The 22,459-nt window shown below is 72.8% G+C and carries 20 protein-coding genes and 1 riboswitch; of the genes, 10 read left to right on the top strand and 10 right to left on the bottom strand.

All coding sequences use genetic code 11. The features are described 5' to 3' along the window. Positions 1-17 precede the first annotated feature (17 nt). Positions 18-1,109, bottom strand: a complete 1,092-nt coding sequence (locus Q6350_RS02765) for a hypothetical protein (protein ID WP_304606623.1) — start codon at positions 1,107-1,109, stop codon at positions 18-20. Between the two features lie 190 nt (positions 1,110-1,299). On the opposite strand from Q6350_RS02765, the gene clpB reads away from it, so the two are divergent. Further along, positions 1,300-3,900, top strand: a complete 2,601-nt coding sequence (gene clpB, locus Q6350_RS02760) for an ATP-dependent chaperone ClpB (RefSeq protein WP_304602751.1) — start codon at positions 1,300-1,302, stop codon at positions 3,898-3,900. An 82-nt stretch (positions 3,901-3,982) separates the two neighbouring features. Here clpB and Q6350_RS02755 read toward each other — a convergent pair whose 3' ends face one another. From Q6350_RS02755 to Q6350_RS02735, 5 genes are all read right to left on the bottom strand, one after another. Beyond that, complete coding sequence (locus tag Q6350_RS02755; protein WP_304602750.1) at positions 3,983-5,326, bottom strand: C40 family peptidase; 1,344 nt, start codon at positions 5,324-5,326, stop codon at positions 3,983-3,985. Positions 5,327-5,330: 4 nt separating this feature from the next. After that, a riboswitch (cyclic di-AMP (ydaO/yuaA leader) is annotated at positions 5,331-5,474 on the bottom strand. Positions 5,475-5,768: 294 nt separating this feature from the next. Further along, positions 5,769-6,461, bottom strand: coding sequence for a septum formation family protein (locus tag Q6350_RS02750; protein WP_304606626.1), 693 nt, complete (start codon positions 6,459-6,461; stop codon positions 5,769-5,771). 46 nt (positions 6,462-6,507) lie between these two features. Further along, positions 6,508-7,218: an anaerobic ribonucleoside-triphosphate reductase activating protein gene (locus Q6350_RS02745; protein ID WP_171246916.1), complete on the bottom strand. Its 711-nt coding sequence runs from the start codon at positions 7,216-7,218 to the stop codon at positions 6,508-6,510. Next, a complete protein-coding gene (locus Q6350_RS02740; protein WP_369810794.1) occupies positions 7,208-9,040 on the bottom strand; it encodes a ribonucleoside triphosphate reductase in 1,833 nt (610 codons plus the stop codon). The genes Q6350_RS02745 and Q6350_RS02740 overlap by 11 nt, the downstream gene beginning before the upstream one ends. A gap of 109 nt (positions 9,041-9,149) precedes the next feature. Beyond that, positions 9,150-9,947: an exodeoxyribonuclease III gene (locus tag Q6350_RS02735; protein WP_304606627.1), complete on the bottom strand. Its 798-nt coding sequence runs from the start codon at positions 9,945-9,947 to the stop codon at positions 9,150-9,152. A 31-nt stretch (positions 9,948-9,978) separates the two neighbouring features. Between Q6350_RS02735 and Q6350_RS02730 the strand changes: the two genes are divergently transcribed. Both Q6350_RS02730 and pyrE read left to right on the top strand, forming a co-directional pair. Then, positions 9,979-10,752, top strand: a complete 774-nt coding sequence (locus tag Q6350_RS02730) for an SDR family oxidoreductase (protein WP_171246913.1) — start codon at positions 9,979-9,981, stop codon at positions 10,750-10,752. Between the two features lie 23 nt (positions 10,753-10,775). Further along, positions 10,776-11,357: an orotate phosphoribosyltransferase gene (gene pyrE / locus Q6350_RS02725; protein ID WP_171246912.1), complete on the top strand. Its 582-nt coding sequence runs from the start codon at positions 10,776-10,778 to the stop codon at positions 11,355-11,357. Between the two features lie 108 nt (positions 11,358-11,465). Here the strand turns inward: pyrE and Q6350_RS02720 are convergent, their stop codons facing one another. After that, on the bottom strand, positions 11,466-12,242 hold the full coding sequence (locus Q6350_RS02720) for an HAD-IIA family hydrolase (RefSeq protein ID WP_305065035.1): 777 nt from the start codon (positions 12,240-12,242) through the stop codon (positions 11,466-11,468). A gap of 30 nt (positions 12,243-12,272) precedes the next feature. Here Q6350_RS02720 and Q6350_RS02715 point away from each other — a divergent pair, with 30 nt between their 5' ends. The 3 genes from Q6350_RS02715 (at position 12,273) to fbaA (ending at position 15,063) form a co-directional block, all read left to right on the top strand. Beyond that, positions 12,273-13,244 (top strand): DUF368 domain-containing protein, encoded by a 972-nt coding sequence (locus Q6350_RS02715; protein WP_305065033.1) that lies wholly within the window; start codon positions 12,273-12,275, stop codon positions 13,242-13,244. Then, entirely contained in the window at positions 13,237-13,848 is a 612-nt protein-coding gene (locus Q6350_RS02710) for a TrmH family RNA methyltransferase (RefSeq protein ID WP_304602744.1), read from the top strand. The genes Q6350_RS02715 and Q6350_RS02710 overlap by 8 nt, the downstream gene beginning before the upstream one ends. Positions 13,849-14,043: 195 nt before the next feature. Further along, positions 14,044-15,063, top strand: coding sequence for a class II fructose-bisphosphate aldolase (fbaA, locus tag Q6350_RS02705; protein ID WP_171246908.1), 1,020 nt, complete (start codon positions 14,044-14,046; stop codon positions 15,061-15,063). Positions 15,064-15,130: 67 nt separating this feature from the next. On the opposite strand, the gene Q6350_RS02700 is transcribed toward fbaA, so the two are convergent. Then, positions 15,131-15,547 carry an STAS domain-containing protein gene (locus Q6350_RS02700; RefSeq protein WP_304602743.1) on the bottom strand — a complete coding sequence of 139 codons (417 nt, stop codon included), beginning with the start codon at positions 15,545-15,547 and terminating at the stop codon, positions 15,131-15,133. 114 nt (positions 15,548-15,661) lie between these two features. Between Q6350_RS02700 and Q6350_RS02695 the strand changes: the two genes are divergently transcribed. Beyond that, a complete protein-coding gene (locus tag Q6350_RS02695; protein ID WP_304602742.1) occupies positions 15,662-17,857 on the top strand; it encodes a SpoIIE family protein phosphatase in 2,196 nt (731 codons plus the stop codon). A gap of 48 nt (positions 17,858-17,905) precedes the next feature. On the opposite strand, the gene Q6350_RS02690 is transcribed toward Q6350_RS02695, so the two are convergent. Then, positions 17,906-18,343, bottom strand: coding sequence for a DUF3151 domain-containing protein (locus tag Q6350_RS02690; RefSeq protein WP_304602741.1), 438 nt, complete (start codon positions 18,341-18,343; stop codon positions 17,906-17,908). Positions 18,344-18,443: 100 nt separating this feature from the next. On the opposite strand from Q6350_RS02690, the gene Q6350_RS02685 reads away from it, so the two are divergent. The 3 genes from Q6350_RS02685 (at position 18,444) to Q6350_RS02675 (ending at position 20,918) form a co-directional block, all read left to right on the top strand. Further along, entirely contained in the window at positions 18,444-18,821 is a 378-nt protein-coding gene (locus tag Q6350_RS02685; RefSeq protein WP_304606630.1) for an STAS domain-containing protein, read from the top strand. A gap of 97 nt (positions 18,822-18,918) precedes the next feature. Then, positions 18,919-20,214, top strand: coding sequence for an adenylosuccinate synthase (locus Q6350_RS02680; RefSeq protein WP_304602739.1), 1,296 nt, complete (start codon positions 18,919-18,921; stop codon positions 20,212-20,214). After that, positions 20,211-20,918, top strand: a complete 708-nt coding sequence (locus Q6350_RS02675; RefSeq protein WP_304602738.1) for a transporter substrate-binding domain-containing protein — start codon at positions 20,211-20,213, stop codon at positions 20,916-20,918. Before Q6350_RS02680 ends, Q6350_RS02675 begins: the two co-directional genes overlap by 4 nt. A gap of 25 nt (positions 20,919-20,943) precedes the next feature. Here Q6350_RS02675 and Q6350_RS02670 read toward each other — a convergent pair whose 3' ends face one another. Beyond that, entirely contained in the window at positions 20,944-22,308 is a 1,365-nt protein-coding gene (locus tag Q6350_RS02670; protein WP_304602737.1) for an FAD-binding oxidoreductase, read from the bottom strand. Between the last annotated feature and the right edge of the window lie 151 nt (positions 22,309-22,459).

Genomic DNA, 22,459 nt, shown 5'->3' with positions numbered 1-22,459 from the left:
CTAGCGGCCACGGAGGGTCAGCGCGGAGCGGCGGGCGGGGTGCCGTCCGGGTCCTGCGGAGGCTGCTGGGGGCCCGCCGGGGGCTGCTGCGGACCTGCCGGCGGCTGCTGCGCAGGTCCCTGGTACGGCGGGGGGTAGGGCTGCGGTGCGGTCTGCTGCGGTGGCACGACGGGCGGTGCCGGCTGCTGCGGCTGACCGTACCCGGGCGGGACGCCGCCGGCGGCGTAGGGCGCCGGGCCGCTCCCGGGTGCCCCCGCGGCGGGTGGACCCGGCCGACGGTTGTTGCGCACGACGAGGGCGACCACCACACCCAGGACCGCCAGGCCGAGCACCAGGCCGACGATCCACCAGGGGAAGCCCGCGTCGTCCTGCTGGGCCGCGTCGGCGACGTCGTCACCGGTGCCGGTGGTGCCCTCGTCGGCGTCCTCGGTGGGCTCGTCGGTGGCACCCTCCTCCGGGGCTGCCGCGCCGTCGCCCACCGCGGAGCCGCGGGCGTAGACCTCGGTGACCTGGCCGAACGTAGGGGTCCACACGACGGTGGTCCCCTCGACCTCGCCCGTGGTCTCGGTGACCTCGCCGGGGAAGGTCACGGCGATGCGCATGTCGAAGCTGTCGAGGAGGCCTTCGGGCAGGTCGCCGGTGTCCCCCATGTCCGCGGCGTCCTCGCTGAGGTCGAAGACGCCGTCCACGACGAACTCGTCGCCCTCGCGGGTGACGGAGAGCTCGTCCTCCGCGCCGCCGGCCATCTCGGAGATCGGCTGGTCGGTGAACGTGACCTCCACGCCGGTGTACTCGCCGTCCGAGTACGGCTGCTCGGTGGACCCCTCGGGCATGCCCTCGGTGAACGAGTCGCCCCCCTCGTTGGACATGTCCCACAGCTCCTGGGGGTCCATGCCCATCGACTCGGCGAGCTCGTCGGAGAAACCCATGATCACGGTGCCGGACGCGGTGTCGTCCTCGTGCAGGGTCATGTCCCAGTCGACCTTCATGCAGCCGCCCAGGGCGAGCAGGCCGACGGTCGCGAGCGCCGCGACGGAGGCGCGCCGCAGCGGGTGCCGGCGACGGGGGCGGTCCGTGGCGGGCGCGTGGACGGGCGTGATGGTCCTCACCGTTCCAGCATCGCCGACCGGGCGGGGACCGGCACCCCGGCCCCGGGTCGCCCGGCAGGATTCACCCGCGGTGCCGGGCGACGTCCCATCAGCGCCGACCCTCGCGTGGCGACGCAAAGTTGAGCGGAATAGACTCAACTCTGCGGAGGTTGACCTCAGCAGTCATCACGACCCCGGACCCGGAGGATCCATGGACACCAAGTTCACGACGATGTCGCAGCAGGCGATCGGCGACGCCGTGCAGTCGGCATCGGCGGCCGGCAACCCGCAGCTCGAGCCGGCCCACCTCCTGTCGGCGCTGCTCCAGCAGACCGGCGGGGTGGCGGTCGGTCTGCTCGAGGCGGTCGGTGCCAACCCCCAGCAGATCGGGCAGAAGACCCGTGCGGCCCTCGTCGCCCTGCCCACCGCCAGCGGTGAGGGCGTGGCCCAGCCCTCGCCGTCCCGCGCCATGCAGACCGTGCTGAGCACCGCGGCCCAGGAGGCCGAGGCGCTCGGCGACGAGTACGTCTCCACCGAGCACCTGCTCATCGCGGTCGCCGCCGGCCGGTCGGCCGCCGCCCAGGCCCTCACCGACGCCGGCGCCACCGCGGACGCGCTGCGTGCGGCCCTGCCCGCCGTCCGCGGCTCCGGGAAGGTCACCAGCCCCAACCCCGAGGGCACCTACAAGGCCCTGGAGCAGTACGGCACCGACCTGACCCAGCAGGCCCGGGACGGCCGGCTCGACCCGGTCATCGGCCGGGACGCCGAGATCCGCCGGGTCGTGCAGGTGCTGTCCCGCCGCACCAAGAACAACCCCGTGCTCATCGGCGAGCCCGGTGTCGGCAAGACGGCCGTCGTCGAGGGGCTGGCCCAGCGCGTGGTCGCCGGGGACGTGCCCACCTCCCTGCAGGGCAAGCGGCTCGTCGCCCTCGACCTGGCCGGCATGGTCGCCGGGGCCAAGTACCGCGGCGAGTTCGAGGAGCGGCTCAAGGCCGTCCTGGAGGAGATCACCGCCTCCGACGGCGAGGTCATCACCTTCATCGACGAGCTGCACACCGTGGTCGGCGCGGGCGCCGGCGGCGAGGGCGCCATGGACGCCGGCAACATGCTCAAGCCGATGCTCGCCCGCGGCGAGCTGCGCATGGTCGGCGCCACCACGCTCGACGAGTACCGCGAGAACATCGAGAAGGACCCCGCCCTGGAGCGGCGGTTCCAGCAGGTGTTCGTCGGCGAGCCCTCCGTGGAGGACACGGTGGCGATCCTGCGCGGCCTCAAGGAGCGCTACGAGGCCCACCACAAGGTCACCATCGCCGACTCCGCGCTGGTCGCCGCCGCGGCGCTGTCCGACCGGTACATCTCCGGGCGCCAGCTCCCGGACAAGGCGATCGACCTGGTCGACGAGGCCGCCTCCCGGCTGCGCATGGAGATGGACTCCTCCCCGGTGGAGATCGACGAGCTGCAGCGCGCCGTCACCCGGCTGGAGATGGAGGAGGTCGTCCTCAAGGACTCCGACGACACGGCCTCCCGGGACCGGCTGGAGAAGCTGCGCGCCGACCTGGCCGATCGCCGCGAGGAGCTCGCCGCCCTCACCGCGCGCTGGGAGGCCGAGAAGGCCGGCCACAACCGGGTGGGCGACCTGCGCGCCCGCATCGACGAGCTGCGCACCGAGGCCGACCGCCTGCAGCGCCAGGGCGACCTCGAGTCCGCCGCGCGCCTGCTCTACGGGGAGATCCCGCAGGTCGAGCGCGAGCTCGTCGAGGCCGAGCAGGCCGAGGCCTCCGAGGAGGCGGCCGAGGAGGCGGCGCACGAGACGCCGATGATCGCCGACAAGGTCGGGGCGGACGAGGTCGCCGAGGTCGTCTCGGCCTGGACCGGCATCCCCGCCGGCCGCATGCTCCAGGGGGAGACCGAGAAGCTCCTGCACATGGAGGACGTGCTCGGCGAGCGGCTCATCGGGCAGCAGGCGGCGGTGCGCTCCGTGTCCGACGCCGTGCGGCGCTCGCGGGCCGGGGTGGCGGACCCCGACCGGCCCACGGGGTCCTTCCTGTTCCTCGGGCCGACCGGTGTCGGCAAGACCGAGCTCGCCAAGTCCCTGGCCGAGTTCCTCTTCGACGACGAGCGCGCCATGGTGCGCATCGACATGTCCGAGTACTCCGAGAAGCACTCGGTGGCGCGGCTGGTCGGCGCACCCCCCGGGTACGTCGGCTACGAGGAGGGCGGGCAGCTCACCGAGGCCGTGCGCCGCCGGCCCTACTCCGTGGTGCTGCTCGACGAGGTGGAGAAGGCCCACCCCGAGGTCTTCGACATCCTGCTGCAGGTGCTCGACGACGGTCGCCTCACCGACGGCCAGGGCCGCACCGTGGACTTCCGCAACACCATCCTGGTGCTGACCTCGAACCTCGGCTCGCAGTTCCTCGTCGACCCGGTGATGGACCAGGAGGCCAAGCGCGAGAGCGTCATGACGGCGGTGCGCACGGCCTTCAAGCCCGAGTTCCTCAACCGGCTGGACGACGTGGTCCTCTTCGACGCGCTGTCCCTCGACGAGCTGGGACGGATCGTCGAGCTGCAGGTCGCGGCGCTCGCCCAGCGGCTGGCCGACCGGCGCATCACGCTCGACGTGACGCCGTCCGCCCGCCGGTGGCTGGCGGTCGAGGGGTACGACCCCGCCTACGGCGCCCGCCCGCTGCGGCGGCTCGTCCAGCGCGAGATCGGCGACCGGCTGGCCCGCCGGCTGCTGTCCGGCGAGACGGCCGACGGGGACACCGTCGTCGTCGACCGCGTCGAGGGTGCCGAGGGGCTCTCGCTGGCCTGATCGTCGCCGGGACGACGACGGCCCCGCCCTCCGTGCGGAAGGCGGGGCCGTCGGGCGCTCGCGGCGCCCGGACCGGTGCCGGTCAGATGCGGATGAACCGCGGGCTGCTCTGCCAGATCTGGCGCTTCACCACGCCGACGCCCGGACGGGCCGACTCGATGATCCGGCCGTTGCCGGCGTAGATCCCGATGTGCCCCGGCGAGTAGACCAGGTCGCCCTGCCGGGCGTTGCTGCGCGAGACGCGCGTGCCGAGAGAGGCCTGGGCCGACGACGAGCGCGGCAGGGTCTTGCCGATCGCCTTCTTGTACACGTAGGACGTGAACCCCGAGCAGTCGAACCCGGTGGCGGGCGACGTGCCGCCCCACGAGTACCGGTGCCCGATGTAGTTGTGGGCGACCCGGACGACCTTCTGGCCGCGGGTCATCTTCGGCTTGACGTGGACCTTCCGGTACTTGGTCGACTTCTTGAGTCCCTCGGCCCGGGCCGGCACCCCGACGACGCGGATCCTGTTCTTGCCCAGGTCGTACTTGCCGAGCCCCGGCCGGAACCGGACGACCCCGTACTTGTTGGTCTTCTTCACGGCGACCTTGTCGCCGGAGATGAACAGGCGCACGCGGCCCTGGACGGGCTCGCCCCACTTGCGCAGCTTCACCGTGTACTTCGGGCGGGTGTGCCACTTGCCCTTCGTGGCCGTGTGACGGCTCTTGGAGACGTACATGTTGGTCGTCGCCTTGGGCTTGATCCACACCCTGCGGTGCTTCGTCACCTGCTCCAACCCGGTGGAGGCGGCCGGCGCGACGACGACGCGGATGCCGTTGCGGCCGACGTCGTAGTGGGAGAACCCGGGGCGGAAGTGGATCGTGCCGTCCCCGTCGAGGCTCTTGACCGCGACCTTGGTGCCCTGGACGTAGAGCCGGACCCGGCCGGCGAACGCCTCGCCGTCCGCGGTCGCGCGGACCGTGTAGCGGGGGCGGGTGTGGCCCTGTCCCTTGCGGCCGGTGCTGCGGGACTTCGACACCGAGACGTCGGGCGTCGTGCTCACGACGACGGGCTCCTCGGTGGCGGTGCCGGTGTCCTCGGCGGCCGGTTCCTCGGTCGGCGTCGTGGTCGTCCCGTCCGTGGTGGTCGTCGGCTCGGGCGACGCGGTGTCCTCGACGACGGGTTCCGGCGTCGGGGTCGCGGTGCCGTCGGAGACCGACGTGTCGGTCGCGTCCGTGGTGGTCGTGCCGGCCGAGGTGGTCTCGTCGGCGACGGTCTCGTCCGTGGTGGTCGTGAGCGCGTCGTCGGCGGCGGCCGATCCGGCGCCGGCGACCAGCGTGCCGCCGGCGAGGGCCGCCGTGAGCGTCATGGCGACGGCGGCGTGGCGTTTCCTGGGGGTGCGCACGGCACCCTGCGGGCGCGCAGCATCCAGCGAGGGTGTGGACATGGGGTACTCCTCCAGCCGGCGAGATGAGCTGTCGGGTTAGGCCGAGAAGTGGTGGCCTGCCGCCGATGGACGGCTTCACCCCGAGGGTGGCGCTGACGTCACCCGAAGAACCTGGGTCTCCCGCTGCTGCCGTCGGTGCTCCGGTGGGCCGTCCCGTCGGCAGCACTGGGCACCGGGCCGGTCGCCGCCCGGTCTCCGGGCGACGACAGGACGCTAGCCCCGAAACGGTCGGAGGTCACGGTCAGATAACGGTCACCTCCTGCGCCGATGGTGGAGGCGGTGTGAAGGGATCCGGCGGCGGGACGCTGTCCGACATGACGGACACGGCACGCCGGAACCGTCGGAAACGGCCGTCGACCGAGGGCCGGGATCGGGCGATCGACCCATCCGGGGTGCCGGGGAGGTGAAGATCGGGCACCGATCCGATGACGTTCCCGGCCGCTCAGTCCAGGAGCGAGCCGGTCCGCGTGCCGTCCACGACGGCCACGCACAGCCCCGTGCGGTCCCCGGCGGCCCAGGACTCCTCGCTCGGCGCCCAGACCACCAGCTCGACCCGTGTGGAGTCGTCCGCGCGCGCCTGCGGGCCCAGGAGGTCCGGGGTGCAGCCCCGCGCGGTGCGGGCCGCGGCCTCGTCCGCGCCGGGCCAGACGGCGTCCGCCGACGCGTCGGTGCGCCCGACCACCTCGGCCGCGTGCGGCTCGCCGCACGGCACCACCTCGACGCGTCCCACGGCGCCGTCGGTCGGGGCCTCGGCGAGGCACGAGCCGAGGACGAGCTGCACGGCGTTGACGGTCTGCGGCGCGGTGACGTCGGCCGCGACGGGTTCCCACGCCTCCTCGCGCGTGCTCGTCGTCAGGTAGGAGGCCCCCACGGCGCCGCCGACCACGAGCAGGATCAGGGCGAGGACCGACAGCACCCAGATCCGGGCCCGGCGCCGCGCCGCGGCGCGCTCGGCCGGCGTGGGTCCGGGGGCGCCCCAGCGGGCCCCGGGGTCCACCGGCCGGCGGTCCGACGCGCCCGTCGGTGCCGGGCCGGGGGAGGGACGGGCCGGACCCCGCGTCCCGTCCGGGGCGGGGCCGGACGCCTCCGGGCCGGGCGAGGCGAAGGAGAGGTCGTCCTCGGGGCGCTCGGTCATGGGAGCCAACCTACCGAGCCGGGCGCTCCTTCCGGGTCCGGGCGGTTCAGACCCCCACGCGGCGCTCGACGCCCGGCAGGTCGTCCTCGCGCAGCACGTCGGACAGCCGTCGGCGGTCCAGGCGGCGCACCCACCCGGCCCGTGCGCCGTCCGGTCGCGCCTCCTGCAGCACCCACCGGCGGACGCCGAGCGCGGTGAGGCGCGCGCCGATCGCCAGGACGTCCTCGCGGGTGTGCACGGTGGGGTCGACGGTGGTGCGGATCTCGTGGTCGACCCCGGACTCGACCACGAGCCGGGCCGACTCCCACGCCGCCCGCCCGGACGGTGCCGCTCCGGTGACGAGCTCGTACCGGTCCGGCACCGCCTTGATGTCCAGGCCGACCCAGTCCACCAGGGGCAGCACGCGGGCGAGCCGGGTCGGCCAGGGGCCGCCGGAGTGCACGCCGACCTCGAGCCCGAGGTCGCGGACGTCGCGGCAGGCGTCCGCCAGGCCGGGCTGGAGGGTGGGTTCACCGCCGGAGATCACCAGGCCGTCCAGGAGGCTGCGGCGCTTGCGCAGCAGCTCGAGGACCTCCGACCAGGTCGCACCGGGCCGCCGCCGGGGGTCGATCAGGGAGGGGTTGTGGCAGTAGGTGCACCGCCACGGGCATCCCTGGGTGAACGCGGTGGCGACCAGACGACCGGGCCGGTCGACCGTCGAGAACGGCACGAAGCCGGCGATGCGCAGCGGTGCCCGGGCCGGCGCGTCAGGCGACATCGACGGTCACCGCCGCGGGCTCCCGGGAGGCCGCGGGCTCCCGGAACGGCACGCGCTCGGCGTACTCGCCCTGCTTGCCGGTGTTGAAGGACGCCACGGGGCGGAAGTACCCCATCACCCGGGTCCACACCTCGGTCCCGGCGCCGCAGGTCGGGCAGGAGCGCACGTCGCCCGCGAGGTAGCCGTGCGTGGCGCAGATCGAGAACGTCGGCGTCACCGTGAGGTAGGGCAGCCGGTGGTTCTCCAGGGCACGGCGCACGAGCAGCCGGCACGACTCGGCGCCGGACATCTGCTCGCCCAGGTAGAGGTGAAGCACCGTGCCACCCGTGTAGCGCCGCTGCAGCTCGTCCTGGCGGGCGAGTGCCTCGAACGGGTCGTCGGTGAAGCCGACCGGGAGCTGGGTGGAGTTCGTGTAGTACGGCTGCTCCGGGGTCCCCGCCTGCAGGATCCCCGGGTAGCGGGCGCGGTCCTCGCGGGCGAACCGGTAGGTCGTGCCCTCGGCAGGGGTCGCCTCGAGGTTGTACAGGTGGCCGGTGCGCTCCTGGATCTCGACGAGGCGCGTGCGCAGGTGGTCGAGCAGCTCGAGGGCCGTGGCGTGCCCGGCCGGCGTGGTGATGTCCTCGGTGTCGGCGGTGGCGTTGCGGATCATCTCGTTGACCCCGTTGACGCCGATGGTGGAGAAGTGGGCGTCGAGCGTCCCGAGGTAGCGCCGCGTCCAGGGGTACAGCCCGCCGTCCATGAGCCGCTGGACCGTCTCGCGGCGTGCCTCGAGACCGTCGGCGGCGAGGTCGACGAGGCGGTCCAGCGCCGCGTACAGCGCCTCGCGGTCCGGGCCGTGGACGTGCCCGAGCCGGGCGCAGTTGATCGTGACCACTCCGAGCGAGCCGGTCTGCTCGCCGGACCCGAACAGCCCGTTGCCGCGCGCGAGCAGCTCGCGCAGGTCGAGCTGGAGGCGGCAGCACATCGAGCGCACGTCGCCGGGGTTCAGGTCGGAGCTGATGAAGTTCTGGAAGTACGGCGTGCCGTACCGCGCGGTCATCTCGAAGATCTCCTCGGAGATCTCGGAGTCCCAGTCGAAGTCCGGCGTGATGTTGTACGTCGGGATCGGGAAGGTGAACACCCGGCCGGCGGCGTCCCCGGCGGACATGACCGCGACGAACGCCCGGTTGATCATGTCGGACTCGGCCTGCAGGTCGCCGTAGGTGACGTCGAGGACGTCGTCGCCGACGACGGGGTGCTCGTCGGCGAGGTCGGGCGGGCAGGTGAGGTCGAAGGTCAGGTTGGTGAACGGCGTCTGGGTGCCCCAGCGGGACGGCACGTTGAGGTTGTGGACGAACTCCTGCAGGGCCTGGGTGACCTCGGCCTGGCTGAGGCGGTCGACGTGGACGTACGGGGCCAGCAGGGTGTCGAAGGAGCTGAAGGCCTGGGCCCCCGCCCACTCGTTCTGCAGCGTGCCGAAGAAGTTGACGATCTGCCCGAGCGCCGAGCTCAGGTGCCGGGGCGGCCAGGAGGCGACCGCCCCCGCGACCCCGCCGAACCCCTCGGACAGCAGTTGGCGCAGCGACCACCCGGCGCAGTAGCCGCCGAGCACGTCGAGGTCGTGGACGTGCAGGTCGCCCTGCCGGTGCGCGGCGGCCAGCTCGGGGGAGAACACCTCGTCGAGCCAGTAGTTCGCGATCGTCTTGCCCGCGACGTTCAGGACGAGGCCACCGAGGGAGTAGCCCTGGTTGGCGTTGGCGTGCACCCGCCAGTCGGCCCGGGCGACGTACTCGCCCACGGCGGCGGAGGCATCGATCTGCGTACCCACGGCGACTCCTCGCATCAGGCTTGTGAAGACATTCACGAGCCTAGCGAGGCGAGGGAGGGGGCCCTCCCGACACGCCGCGGGGGCCGGCGTGACATCGATCCGGACCGGCCGTCACCTCGGCGCCTCAGACCAGGTCGAGCACCACCGGCACGTGGTCGCTGGCGCCCTTGCCGCGTCGCTCGTCCCGGTCGACCGTCGCACCGGTGACCCGGTCGCGCAGCGCCGGCGAGGCGTACGCGAAGTCGATGCGCAGCCCCTTGTCCCGCGGGAACGCGAGCTGCTGGTAGTCCCAGTAGGTGTACGTGTGCGGCGCGGGCAGGTGCTCGCGCGTCACCTCCGTGTACCCCGCAGGTCCGAAGGCCTCGAACGCTGCCCGCTCGGCGGCCGACACGTGGGTCCTGCCCTCGAACGCCGTGACGTCCCAGACGTCGGTGTCACGGGGGATGACGTTCCAGTCGCCGAGCAGGGCGAGCTGCGCCCCGGGATCCGCCGCCAGCCACTGCTCGGCGTCGGTGCGCAGGCCTTCCAGCCAGGCCAGCTTGTAGGCGTAGTGCGGGTCGTCCAGCGCGCGGCCGTGCGGCACGTACAGCGACCAGACCCGCACGCCGCCGCAGGTGGCCCCGAGGGCGCGGGCCTCGAGACGCGGTTCCTCGTCGGGCTTGGCGAACGTGGGCTGGTGCGGGAACGACGTCGCCACGTCCTCGACACCCACCCGGGAGACCACGGCCACGCCGTTCCACTGGTGGTAGCCGGTGTGCGCCACCTCGTACCCCGCCTCCTCGAAGGCCCGGTGGGGGAACTGGTCGTCCCGGCACTTGGTCTCCTGGACGGCCAGCACGTCCGTCCCGGACCGTTCCAGGAAGGCCAGCACGCGGTCCAGCCGCGTGCGGACGGAGTTCACGTTCCACGTGGCGATGCGCACGCGAGCACCCTAGGACACATAGAGTGCCGTCATGGGTACTGCGCTCGTCACCGGTGCGACCGCCGGTCTCGGACTCGAGATCGCCTGGCAGCTCGCCACCGCTCGCCACGACCTCGTCCTCGTCGCCCGTGACGGCGAGCGGCTCGACCGCGTCGCCGGACAGATCCGGGCCGCGGCCGGTGTCCACGTCGAGGTGATCCAGGCGGACCTGGCGCGCCACGACGACGTCACCCGGGTCGCCGAGCGGCTCACCGTGACCGGCGCGGACCCGGAGGACGACCGCCGTCCGGTCGGCCTGCTGGTCAACAACGCCGGTTTCGCCCCCGCGCAGCGGTTCGTCGCCGGGGACCTGGACATCGAGCTCGACGCCGTCGACGTCATGGTCCGGGCGGTCATGGTGCTGTCCCACGCCGCCGTCGGTCAGATGGTCCCGCGCGGCCGGGGTGCCGTGCTCAACGTCGCCTCGGTGGCGGCCCTGACGGCGGGCGGCAGCTACGCCGCCGCCAAGGCCTACGTACGGACCTTCACCGAGGGGCTGGCCGTCGAGCTGAAGGGGACCGGTGTCACCGCGACCGTGCTCTGCCCCGGCTTCACCCGCACGGAGTTCCACGACCGTGCCGGCCTGAGCACGGAGGTCCTGCCGGACGGCGCCTGGCTGCACGCCGCCGACGTGGCGGCCGAGGCGCTCGCGGACGTGCGCCGCGGCGTCGTCATCTCCACGCCCTCGGTGCGCTACAAGGCGGCCGCCGCGCTGCTGCGCGCGATGCCCCGCTGGGCGGTGCGCGCCGTCGGGCACTACCGCTGACGCGCCCCCGTACCCTGGTACCCGTGACTTCCGCCGACTTCTCCCCGACCCCCCGCGAGCAGCTGCTGCAGCTCGTCAAGGACCTCGCCGTCGTGCACGGGAAGGTGACGCTCTCCTCGGGCAAGGAGGCCGACTACTACGTCGACCTGCGTCGCATCACGCTGCACCACCGTGCGGCCCCGCTGGTCGGGCACGTCCTGCTGGACCACCTCGAGGAGGTCGGGCTCGGGACCGCCGAGGTCGACGCCGTCGGGGGACTGACCCTCGGTGCGGACCCCATCGCGGACGCGCTGCTGCACGCCGCGGCCTCCCGCGGGCAGGACCTCGACGCCTTCGTCGTGCGCAAGGAGGCCAAGGCCCACGGCATGCAGCGGCAGATCGAGGGGCCGGACGTCACGGGGCGCAAGGTCGTCGTGCTGGAGGACACCACCACGACCGGCGGATCGCCGATCACCGCGATCGAGGCGTTGCGCGGGGCCGGTGCCGAGGTGCTCGGCTGCGCCACGATCGTCGACCGCGCCACCGGGGCCGGGGAGAAGATCGAGGCGCTCGGGGTGCCGTACCACTACCTCTTCGACCTCGAGGACCTCGGCCTGAACGGCTGACCCTCGCGTTGTGGGTATGAAATCTGCCGCCCCGCACCGGTCATGGGCCGTAGATTTCATGCCCACAGCGGAGACGGCGGTGGAATGACGGGGCGGGCGCCCCTCGGGTCAGACGCGGTCGACGAGGTCCGCGACGGAGTCCACGACGTGGGACGGGCGGAACGGGTGCTCGTCGACCTCGTCCTCCACGGTCGTCCCGGTCAGCACCAGGAACGTCTCCAGGCCGGCCTCGATCCCGGCCACGATGTCGGTGTCCATGCGGTCGCCGATCATGGCCGTCGTCTCCGAGTGGGCCTCGATGCGGTTGAGGGCCGAGCGGAACATCATCGGGTTCGGCTTGCCCACGTAGTACGGCGAGCGGCCGGTGGCGGCCGTGATCATCGCCGCCACGGAACCGGTGGCCGGCAGCGGCCCCTCGGGCGACGGCCCGGTGGTGTCCGGGTTCGTGGCGATGAACCGCGCGCCCCCCTTGATGAGCCGGACCGCCTTGGTGATCGCCTCGAACGAGTAGGTGCGGGTCTCGCCGAGCACGACGTAGTCGGGTTCGGTGTCGGTGAGGGTGTACCCCGCCTCGTGCAGGGCGGTGGTCAGCCCCGCCTCGCCGATGACGTACGCCGACCCGCCGGGCACCTGCTCGGCGAGGAACGTGGCGGTGGCGAGAGCCGAGGTCCAGATGGACTCCTCCGGCACCTCGACCCCCGACGTGGCGAGCCGGGCGGCCAGGTCGCGCGGGGTGAAGATCGAGTTGTTCGTGAGCACCAGGAAGCGGCGCTTCTTCTCCCGGAGGGCGTCGATGAACTCCGCCGCGCCGTCGATGGCCTCGCCCTCGTGCACGAGGACGCCGTCCATGTCGGTCAGCCAGCACTCGATCTTCCGCTCGGTCATGGCAGACACGGTAGCCCGTAGGCTTCGAGCGTGACCGACGAGCACGCAGATCCTCCCACCCACACCGGTGCCGTCCGCCGCCACGCGGCCCCCGCGTCCGGCACGAGCTGGCGCTCCGCCCCGGGCCTGGCGGCCCGCGGCGGGCTGGTCGGCATGGCCGAGTCCGTCCCCGGCATCTCCGGCGGGACCGTCGCGCTCATCACGGGTCTGTACGACCAGCTGCTGGCCGCGGCGAGCCAGGTCGTGCACGCCGGCCGCGAGCTGGTCCAGGGCGTGGCGCAGGGGCACGGGCTGCGCCCGGCCGGCCGGGCGCTGCGGGCGGTGGACTGGCGCTTCCTCGCCCCCGTGCTGGGCGGCATGGTGGTGGTGCTCCTCGCCTCGCTGAACACGATCGCCCCGCTGCTCGAGGAGAACCCGGTCCCGGTGCGGTCGGTGTTCTTCGGCATGATCGCGGTGTCGGTGCTCGTGCCGCTGAGCATGATGCCCCGCCGGTTCCGGCCGCTGGACGCCGTGCTGCTGCTGGGTGCTGCCGTGGTCGGGTTCTTCTTCGTCGGGCTGCCGCCGTCGCAGGTCGTCGACCCCTCGCTGTGGTACGTCGCCGGTTCGGCGGCGGTCGCGATCAACGCGCTCGTGCTGCCGGGCGTCTCGGGGTCGACGCTGCTGGTGATCCTCGGGCTGTACATCCCGGTCCAGCAGGCCATGGAGGACCGTGACCTGGCCTTCCTGGGCGCGTTCGTCGTCGGTGCCGCCGTCGGTCTGGCCTCGTTCGTGAAGCTGCTGCACTGGCTGCTCGAGCACCGGCGGCAGGGCACGATGGCGGTGCTCGCCGGTCTCATGATCGGCTCGCTGCGGGCCCTGTGGCCGTGGCAGGACGCCGACGGCGGGCTGCTGGCCCCGGACGACGCGAGCGCCGTCGTCGGCCCCCTGCTGCTCGCCCTCGCGGGGGCCGCGGTGGTCGGCGCGCTGTTCTGGTGGGAGTCCACGCGGGACGGCGATGAGTGACCGGGTCGTCGGCGTCGGTCCGTGGGCCGGGCCCTGGCCCGACGACCCGCGCTACGACCCCGAGCTGCTCGAGCACGGCGACCGGCGCAACGTCGTCGACGCGTACCGCTACTGGTCGGTCGAGGCGATCGTGGCGGACATGGACCGACGTCGTCCGGCGGACCGGCAGCTGCACGTCGCGATCGAGAACTGGGCGCACGACCTGAACATCGGCTCCGTGGTGCGCACCTCCAACGCCTTCAACGTCGCCGGCGTGCACATCGTGGGCCGGCGGCGGTGGAACCGGCGCGGTGCGATGGTCACCGACCGCTACCTGCACGTCCAGCACCACCCGGACGCCGAGTCCTTCGCCGCGTGGGCGGCCGGCGAACGCCTGCCCGTGGTCGGCGTGGACAACGTGCCGGGCTCGGTGGCGCTCGAGCGCCGCGAGCTGCCGCCGCGGTGCGTGCTGCTCCTCGGCCAGGAGTCCGACGGGCTGACCCCGCAGGCGCAGGCGGTGTGCGACGTCGTCGTCCACATCACCCAGCACGGGTCGACACGGTCGTTGAACGCCGGCGCCGCGGCGGCGATCGCCCTGCACGCCTGGGCGTCGCAGCATCTGTGAACCGCCCGTGACGTCCCGTCGCGCCACCGATGACCCGGGCGACCGTCTCATCCTGTGCGACGCCATGTGACGGTGATGCGTCGGACGTGAGAAAATCCGGATGCATGTGGGCTGCGTGCTCGCCGGCCACCAGCGACGGTGGGACGTCGCCCGCCTGCGTCGTCCCTCGTACGTCCCCTCATTGGAGTACCGCAGATGCCTATCGCAACCCCCGAGGTCTACGCCGAGATGATCGACCGGGCGAAGGCCGGCAAGTTCGCCTACCCCGCCGTCAACATCACGTCGTCCCAGACCATCACCGCAGCCCTGCAGGGCTTCGCCGAGGCGGAGTCGGACGGCATCATCCAGGTCTCCGTGGGTGGTTCGGAGTACGGCTCGGGCTCGACGGTGAAGGACCGCGTCGCCGGGTCGCTGGCGCTGGCCGCCTACGCGCACGAGGTCGCGAAGAACTACCCGGTCAACATCGCGATCCACACCGACCACTGCGTCAAGAAGAACCTGGACTCCTGGGTGCGCCCGCTCCTCGCGCTCGAGGCCGAGCAGGTCAAGGCCGGCAAGAACCCGACCTTCCAGTCCCACATGTTCGACGGGTCGGACATCCCGCTGGAGGAGAACCTCGTCATCGCCGAGGAGCTGCTCGAGCTCTCGCAGGCGGCTCGCACCCTCCTCGAGGTCGAGATCGGCGTCGTCGGCGGCGAGGAGGACGGCCACGTCGCGGAGATCAACGAGAAGCTCTACACGACGCCGGCGGACGGCCTGGCCACGGTCAAGGCGCTCGGTGCCGGTGAGAAGGGCCGCTACCTGACGGCGCTCACCTTCGGCAACGTGCACGGCGTCTACAAGCCCGGTGCCGTCAAGCTGCGCCCGGCGATCCTCGGGGAGATCCAGAAGGCCGTCGGTGACGAGATCGGCAAGGAGAACCCGTTCGACCTCGTGTTCCACGGCGGGTCCGGCTCCACCGCCGAGGAGGTCGCCGAGGCGGTCGACAACGGCGTCATCAAGATGAACATCGACACCGACACCCAGTACGCGTTCACGCGTCCCGTCGTCGAGCACATGTTCACCAACTACGACGGCGTGCTGAAGATCGACGGCGAGGTCGGCAACAAGAAGGCCTACGACCCGCGCGCCTGGGGCAAGAAGGCCGAGGCCGGCATGGCGGCCCGCATCGTCGAGGCCTGCCAGTGGCTGCGCTCGGCCGGTCACAAGATGTGATCAACCTCCGCTGACGCACCGACGCCCCGCCGCTCCTCGGAGCGGCGGGGCGTCGGTGCGTGCAGGCTCAGTGCTGGGCCGAGGTGATGTCCAGGTCGACACCGGGGTCGTCGTCGACGATCTCCAGCAGCTCGCCGATCCGTGTGACCTCCAGCAGGAAGCGCACCGTCGGCGGTGCGCGCAGGATGCGCACCGTGTGCGGGCTGCGCGAGGCGAGGCGCGCCAGGAAGGCCACGCCGGAGGAGTCCATGAAGGTCACGTGGTGGGCGTCGATCTCGACCGGCAGCCCGGAGGCCTCCGCGTCGGAGATGGCCTCGCCCAGCTCGGAGCTGACGTCGGCGTCGATCTCGCCCGAGAGGACCACGCGAGCGCGTGAGCTCCCCACGATCACATGGATGCTCGCGGGGTCGCCGATCTGGGGCGCCGCGTTCTTGTCACCGTCCCCGTCGTCCGGGGGGTGCGCCGCATTGGATGCGTCCTGCACGGTGCTCCTTCCTCGAGCTTTCGCTCACCTCACGTCTCGGCGGACACCAATCTACGGTTGAATGGCCCCCCGATGCACCAACCTGGCCGCGAGACCTTGAGAAGGGAGGGGGCAATGGACCAAATGCCCGGTTCGTCCGCCGACGTTCTCCCCGTTCCCGCCTCCCGGCTCGCGGCCGCGCTGTCCGTCACGACCGTCCCGGCCTTCGTCACGGGTGCCTGGAGCCTCGGCATGCCCGTGCTCTGGGTCAACCGGGCGTTCGAGGAGCTGGGTGGCGTCGGCATCGAGGAGCTGGCGCTCCTCGGCCCGAACTCCCTGCTCGCGCTCGTCGAGGACGACCCCCAGCGCACCGCCGCCCAGGAGGACCTCAAGGCCGGCCGCGCGATGCGGAGGATCGTCAGCACCCGTCGCAGCGACGGCGGCACCACGTGGCTGCAGGTCGACGTCACCCCGCTGCCGACCGACCACGGGCTCCCCGAGTACTGGATCGGCGTCACGACCGACGTCTCCGAGTACGTCGACCAGCAGGCGGCGCAGCTGGCGTCGCTGGAGGTCGAACGCCGGCAGCGCGCCGACCTGGACCTCATCGCGCAGACCACCGATCTCCTCGGCGACCTGGAGTACCCGTTCGCACTGCGGGACATCGCCGACCTGCTGCGTTCCCTGGTGCCCTGGGCGGGGTTCTACGTCAACGACGACGGGCTGCTCTTCGCCGACGGCGTCGACGTCGCGTCCCCGCCGTCGGGTCGCGGCCGGCGTCACACGCGCTACGTCCCCGAGGACCGGACCCACGACCGGCTCGAACCCGCCCTCACGGGGGGCGTGTCCGAGGTTTCCGAGCCCGTGGTGGACGACGTGCAGCAGCTGCTCGACGGCGCCGTCGACGGGCCGGTGCGGCTGAGCCTCGAGGGCCGGTTCGACCCGTCCTCGGCCGCGGGGTGGTTGCGGCGGGACCTGATGCACCGGGTCGTCGCCGAGACGGGCGCGGTGCCCCGGGAGGCCGTCGTGCACGCGGTGGCCGGCCGACGTCGTGTGCTCGGTCTCCTCGTCACCTGGGACGGGGACGAACCCGTGCCGGAGCCGGGCCCCGCGCCGGGGCTGGACCACGTGTCCACCGTGGTCGAGGTCGTGGCCCGCCGCGCCGGCACCGCGATCGACAACGCGCGGCTGTACGCGCGCGAGCACCGGCTCGCCGAGGCCCTGCAGCGCGCCATGCTGCCCGAGCAGGCGGACGTGACCGGGCTGGACGTCTGGACCTACTACGCGCCGAACGCCGAGCACGCGCAGGTGGGCGGGGACTGGTACGACGTCCTCCAGATCACCGACGGGACGGTCGGGCTGGTGATCGGCGACGTCGTCGGGCACGACGTCGAGGCGGCCGCGGCGATGGGTCAGCTGCGGTCCGTGGTGCGCGCCTACGCGTACGAGCTGACGACCCCGGGGACCGTGCTGGACCGCGTCGACCAGCTCGTGGCCGGGATGCGGGTGCCGCGGCCGGCGTCGATGGTCTACGCCGCGCTGCAGCACCGGACCGAGGACGACAGCTGGGGCCTGGAGTACACCCGCGCCGGGCACCTCCCGCCGCTGCTGCTGCGGGACGGCACCACACGCCTGCTGAACGGCGCGGGCGGCAGGCTCGTCGGCTTCGGCGACGAGCCCCGCGAGACCGGGCACGAGGTCCTGCGGCGCGGGGACGTGCTGGTCTTCTACACCGACGGGCTCATCGAGCGCCGCGACCGGTCCCTCAAGCGCGGGCTGGAGACGCTGACGGAGATGTCCGGGCGCATCACGGCCCGCGACGCCGCGGGGGTCGGGGAGGAGCTGCTGTCCCGGCTGGCCGACTCGCCCGAGGACGACGTCGCGATCGTCGTGGTGCGGGTCCCCGACCCGGAGGCCGACCAGCGGGTCACGGCGCTGAGCCCGCGCTCGCGCCGCTGGCTGCTGCCGAGCGAACCGGGTGCCATCGGCCGTGCCCGCCACGCGGTGCTGCGCACCTCGCAGGCGTGGGGGCTGGCGGAGTCCGCGGCGGCCGAGCTCGTCGTGAGCGAGCTGGTCGCCAACGGCGTGCTGCACGGCTGGGGCAACATCGCGCTCCGGCTGTTCGACACGGGGGACGGCCTGCGCATCGAGGTCGAGGACTCCAACCCGGCGCCACCGGTCGCCACGGACGGGCACCCGAACCGGCTCGGCGGGTTCGGCATGCAGATCGTCGAACGCCTGGCGGACTGGGGATGGCGGCCCAGCGCGTCGGGCAAGCTGGTCTGGGCCAAGCTGCGCCCCGACCTGACCAGCGGGTCAGGACCCGCGTAGCCGGCCCGGCCCGGCGTCGGCGCGCCGGGCGGCTGGGCCGGGACGGGGTCAGCGCAGCGCGCGGACGTCGGCGGCCGCGACCCCGGAGTCCGTCAGGAGCTGCGCGCAGCGCTCCGCCTCGTCCGTCTCGCCGATCCGCGCGGCGGCCTCCGACAGCGCCAGCAGGGCCCGCAGGAACCCCTGGTTCGGGGTGTGGTCGACCGGCACCGGTCCCTGGCCGCGCCACCCCGCCCGGCGCAGGGCGTCCAGGCCCCGGTGGTAGCCGGTCCGTGCGTAGGCGTAGGCCGTCACGGAGCGCGTGACGTCGTCGCCGCCCGCGAGGGTCTGCTCGGCCAGGACGGCCCAGGCCGTGCTGGCCGCCGGGTGCGCCGCCGCCAGGACCGCGGGGTCCTCACCGGTCTCCAGGGCCTCCCGCACCGCCGCGTGGTCGTCGGGCAGGAGCGTCGGGTCGGGTCCGGACAGCAGGTTGTCGGTGAGAGGGTTCATGGCGTCATCCTCCCAGGGCGGCCCGCGGGCCTGCCACGCGGACGCGGCCCTCGCCGTCCCGAGGCGCGGAACTCCGGGGTGCGACGGTAGGCTCGCGCACATGATCGAGATCGCGACGTCCTCCACGACGACGACGCTCGTGATCGCCGGCGACCTCGACCTCGCCGAACGGGACCAGTTCCCCGAGATCGCGGCGCGCGTCGTCGGCCTCCGCCGCCAGCTGCTGGTGATCGACATGTGCCGGGTGACCTTCATGGACTCCACCGGCGCGGCGTTCCTCATCTCGCTCGCCGACGCGGGCCGCAAGCGCGGCGGGGCCACGGTCCTGCGCGGCGCCGACGACCGCGACCTCTTCGTGCTCGAGGTGTGCGGCGCGCTCGACCTCTTCCGGATCGACACCGACCACCACTGCGAGCAGTCCGACACGGCCACGGGTGGCGCGTCGGTCGAGCTGCCGCAGCGTCCCCGACCCGCCTAGGGCGCGCTGCCTGGGACACCAGGTCATGGCCGGGTAAACTCTGGCGAGGCCCGGCGGGATCCTCCGGGTCTCATCGACGAACGAGGAGAGTTGATCCATGCCAGCCGTGGTGCTCGTCGGCGCCCAGTGGGGCGATGAGGGCAAGGGGAAGGCGACGGACCTCCTCGGTGACCGCGTCGACTACGTGGTCAAGTTCAACGGGGGCAACAACGCCGGGCACACGGTGGTGATCGGCGACGAGAAGTACGCCCTGCACCTCCTGCCCTCGGGCATCCTGTCCCCCGGTGTCACCCCGGTCATCGCCAACGGTGTCGTGGTGGACATCGACGTCCTCTTCGAGGAGCTGGACGCGCTCGAGGCCCGCGGCGTCGACACCTCCAAGCTGATGGTGTCCTCCGGTGCGCACGTCATCGCCTCGTACCACCGCACGGTGGACAAGGTCACCGAGCGGTTCCTCGGCAAGCGGCGCATCGGCACCACCGGGCGGGGCATCGGCCCGGCCTACGCCGACAAGATCAACCGCGTGGGCATCCGGGTCGCCGACCTGTTCGACCCGAAGATCCTGCGCGAGAAGGTCGAGGGCGCGCTCGACCAGAAGAACCACCTGCTGGTGAAGGTCTACAACCGTCGCGCCGTCGACGTCGACGAGGTCGTCGAGGAGCTGCTCGGGCACGCCGAACGGCTGCGGCCGATGGTCGCCGACACCGGGCTCGCGCTGAACCAGGCCCTGGACGCCGGTCACAACGTCCTCTTCGAGGGCGGCCAGGCGACCATGCTCGACGTCGACCACGGCACCTATCCGTTCGTGACGTCGTCGAACGCGACCGCCGGCGGCGCGGTCACGGGGTCCGGCGTCGGGCCGACCCGGATCGACTCGATCATCGGCGTCATCAAGGCGTACACCACCCGTGTGGGGGAGGGGCCGTTCCCCACCGAGCTGTTCGACGCGAACGGCGAGTACCTGCTCAAGACCGGCGGGGAGTACGGCGTGACCACGGGACGTGCCCGGCGCTGCGGCTGGTACGACGCGGTCATCGCCCGGTACGCGGCACGCGTCAACGGACTCACCGACCTCGTCGTGACCAAGCTCGACGTGCTGACCGGCATCGAGAAGATCCCGGTCTGCGTGGCCTACGACGTCGACGGCACCCGCTACGACGAGATGCCGGACGACCAGTCGGCGTTCCACCACGCGACGCCGATCTACGAGGAGCTGCCCGGCTGGTGGGAGGACATCTCGCAGTGCCGGTCCTTCGACGAGCTGCCGACCAACGCCCAGGCGTACGTGCGGGCGCTCGAGAAGATGTCGGGCTGCCGGATCTCCGCCGTCGGGGTCGGGCCGCGGCGTGACGAGATCATCCCCATCCACGACCTGATCCACGCGCGGGCATGAGCCGCGTCGCGGAGGCCGCCGTGCTCGCCCCCACGGGGGCGCTGCGCGCCGTGATCAACCTCGGCAACCCGGTGCTCGCCCAGGGCACGGCGTCGGCGCCCACCGGCGTCACCGTCGACCTGGCCCGTGCCCTGGCCGACCACCTCGGCACGTTCATCGAGCTGTCCTGCGTCGACGCCGCCCGGGACGCGTTCGCCGCCGTCCGGGACGGCCAGGCCGACGTCGGGTTCCTCGCGGCCGAGCCGCAGCGCGCCGAGCACGTGGCGTTCACCGACCCGTACGTCCTCATCGAGGGCGTCTTCGCCGTCCCCGCGTCCTCGCCGCTCAGGTCTGCCGCCGACGTCGACGCCCCCGGGGTGCGGATCGGGGTCAAGGAGGGGTCGGCCTACGACCTGTCCCTGACGCGGACGCTGCGGCACGCCCAGCTCGTCCGGGGCGCGGAGGGGACGGCCGTGTTCGAGGCGGAGGGTCTCGACGTCGCCGCCGGGATCCGCCAGCCCGTGACCCGCTGGGCCGAGGATCGCGGCGACGTGCGGGTGCTGGAGCCGCGGTTCACCGAGATCCGACAGGCCGTGGCCACCGGGCGCGACCGGTCCCCGGACGCCGTGTCCTGGCTGCGGGACGCGGTCGCCGACCTGGTGCGGACCGGGTTCGTGGCCGACTCCCTCGCGGCGTCCGGTCAGGACGCGACCGTGCCGTCCTGACCGGGCCGCTCGGGTCCGGCGAGGCTCACCCCGCCGGGGGGATGTTCTGGTTGATCCGGAACAGGTTCTCCGGGTCGTACTCCTGCTTCACCCGGCGCAGCTTGTCGAAGCTGCCGCCGAAGTTCTCCCGCACCTTGTCGGCGTCGTCGGGGGAGGCGAAGTTCGTGTAGCCGCCCTGCTGGGAGTGCGGGGCGATCGCCGCGTAGTAGTCCTTGACCCAGGCGATGCACCGCTCGTTGTCGGCCGGGTCGGGCCACATCCCCGCGATGACGCAGGCGAAGCGGGCGTCGCGGTGACCCCACGCGGTCGACTTCTTGGGCACGTCGTGAGCGGCGCCGTCGATCGGGTAGAGGTGCATCGTCGAGTTCACGACGGGCACCTTCGGGCCGTGCTCGAGGTGGGCGGCGATGGCCTCGTCGGTCAGCTCCGTCACGAACGCCGCCTTCCAGTAGTGCTGCAGGCCCCGCGGGACCAGGCCGTCGAAGGCGCTGTTGAGCGCCGGGTACGGCATGACGCCCACGTGCTCGGCCACCGGCGTCGCCACGTCCCGCACCCCCTCCAGCAGCCTCGCGCCCTCCGCCTCGGGGCCGTTGAAGCAGGAGACGAGCGCGAGGAACGGCTCGCCCACCCGGTCCTCCGGAACGAAGGGCAGCGGGGGAGCGATCTGCCAGGCCGGGAACCCGCCCCAGGCGCGGGGTGCGTCCGCCTCGAACTCGCGGTACCACCGCAGGACGGCCTCGGCGTCCGAGAGCTCGAAGAACAGGGGGCCGCCGTAGATGTCGCCGACCGGGTGCAGCTCGAACTCGAACTCGGTCACCACGCCGAAGTTGCCCCCGCCGCCGCGGAGCGCCCAGCACAGGTCCGGCTCCTGGGTCGGGCTGGCCGTGACCTGGCGTCCGTCAGCCAGCACGATCTGCACGCTGTTCACGTTGTCGCAGCTCAGGGCGTGGGCGCGGGTCAGGTAGCCGATGCCGCCGCCGAGGGTCAGTCCGCCCACGCCGGTGGTGGAGATGATCCCGCCCGTCGTGGCGAGCCCGTGCGCACCGGCCGCCTCGTTGAACATGCCCCAGGTGGCTCCGCCGCCCACTCGGGCGATGCGACGCTCGGGATCGACCTCGACGTGGTTGATCGCGGACAGGTCGGCGACCACGGCGTCGTCGGCCGTCCCGAACCCGGGGACGCTGTGCCCCCCGCCGCGCACCGCGATGGGCTTGCCCGACGTGCGGGCGTAGTTCACCACGGCGGCGACGTCGTCGGCGTTCGCACACCGGACGACGGCCTCCGGGTGCTTGTCCACCATGAAGTTGTAGACGTGGCGTGCGTCCTCGTACGCCGGGTCGTCCGGCAGCACCACCGTGCCGGCGACACCCTGCAGATCCGTGATGGTCATGACCGCTCCTGACTCGGGTCCGTCGTGCCCTCGACGCGAGGAATCCAGGGGTGGCGTGGCGGAGAGCTCGGGCTGACCGTCCGATCGTCGGCAGCGCGCCCTGGGGGCGGCGTGGAGGGCGTCGGCGACCTCAGACCACGCTAGGCACCTC

Source organism: Isoptericola sp. b515 (assembly GCF_030588125.1).
GTDB classification, from domain to species: Bacteria; Actinomycetota; Actinomycetes; order Actinomycetales; family Cellulomonadaceae; genus Isoptericola; species Isoptericola sediminis.
The sequence above is the reverse complement of the archived record's forward strand: the minus strand, read 5'-3'. Positions and strand labels throughout refer to the sequence as shown.

Coding starts and splice junctions, on each gene's coding strand:
- clpB (WP_304602751.1), top strand. CDS start 1,300: ATGGACACCAAGTTCACGACGATGTCGCAGCAGGCGATCGGCGACGCC.
- Q6350_RS02755 (WP_304602750.1), bottom strand. CDS start 5,326: ATGTCCACACCCTCGCTGGATGCTGCGCGCCCGCAGGGTGCCGTGCGC.
- Q6350_RS02750 (WP_304606626.1), bottom strand. CDS start 6,461: ATGACCGAGCGCCCCGAGGACGACCTCTCCTTCGCCTCGCCCGGCCCG.
- Q6350_RS02745 (WP_171246916.1), bottom strand. CDS start 7,218: ATGTCGCCTGACGCGCCGGCCCGGGCACCGCTGCGCATCGCCGGCTTC.
- Q6350_RS02740 (WP_369810794.1), bottom strand. CDS start 9,040: ATGCGAGGAGTCGCCGTGGGTACGCAGATCGATGCCTCCGCCGCCGTG.
- Q6350_RS02730 (WP_171246913.1), top strand. CDS start 9,979: ATGGGTACTGCGCTCGTCACCGGTGCGACCGCCGGTCTCGGACTCGAG.
- Q6350_RS02720 (WP_305065035.1), bottom strand. CDS start 12,242: ATGACCGAGCGGAAGATCGAGTGCTGGCTGACCGACATGGACGGCGTC.
- Q6350_RS02710 (WP_304602744.1), top strand. CDS start 13,237: ATGAGTGACCGGGTCGTCGGCGTCGGTCCGTGGGCCGGGCCCTGGCCC.
- fbaA (WP_171246908.1), top strand. CDS start 14,044: ATGCCTATCGCAACCCCCGAGGTCTACGCCGAGATGATCGACCGGGCG.
- Q6350_RS02695 (WP_304602742.1), top strand. CDS start 15,662: ATGGACCAAATGCCCGGTTCGTCCGCCGACGTTCTCCCCGTTCCCGCC.
- Q6350_RS02690 (WP_304602741.1), bottom strand. CDS start 18,343: ATGAACCCTCTCACCGACAACCTGCTGTCCGGACCCGACCCGACGCTC.
- Q6350_RS02685 (WP_304606630.1), top strand. CDS start 18,444: ATGATCGAGATCGCGACGTCCTCCACGACGACGACGCTCGTGATCGCC.
- Q6350_RS02680 (WP_304602739.1), top strand. CDS start 18,919: ATGCCAGCCGTGGTGCTCGTCGGCGCCCAGTGGGGCGATGAGGGCAAG.
- Q6350_RS02675 (WP_304602738.1), top strand. CDS start 20,211: ATGAGCCGCGTCGCGGAGGCCGCCGTGCTCGCCCCCACGGGGGCGCTG.
- Q6350_RS02670 (WP_304602737.1), bottom strand. CDS start 22,308: ATGACCATCACGGATCTGCAGGGTGTCGCCGGCACGGTGGTGCTGCCG.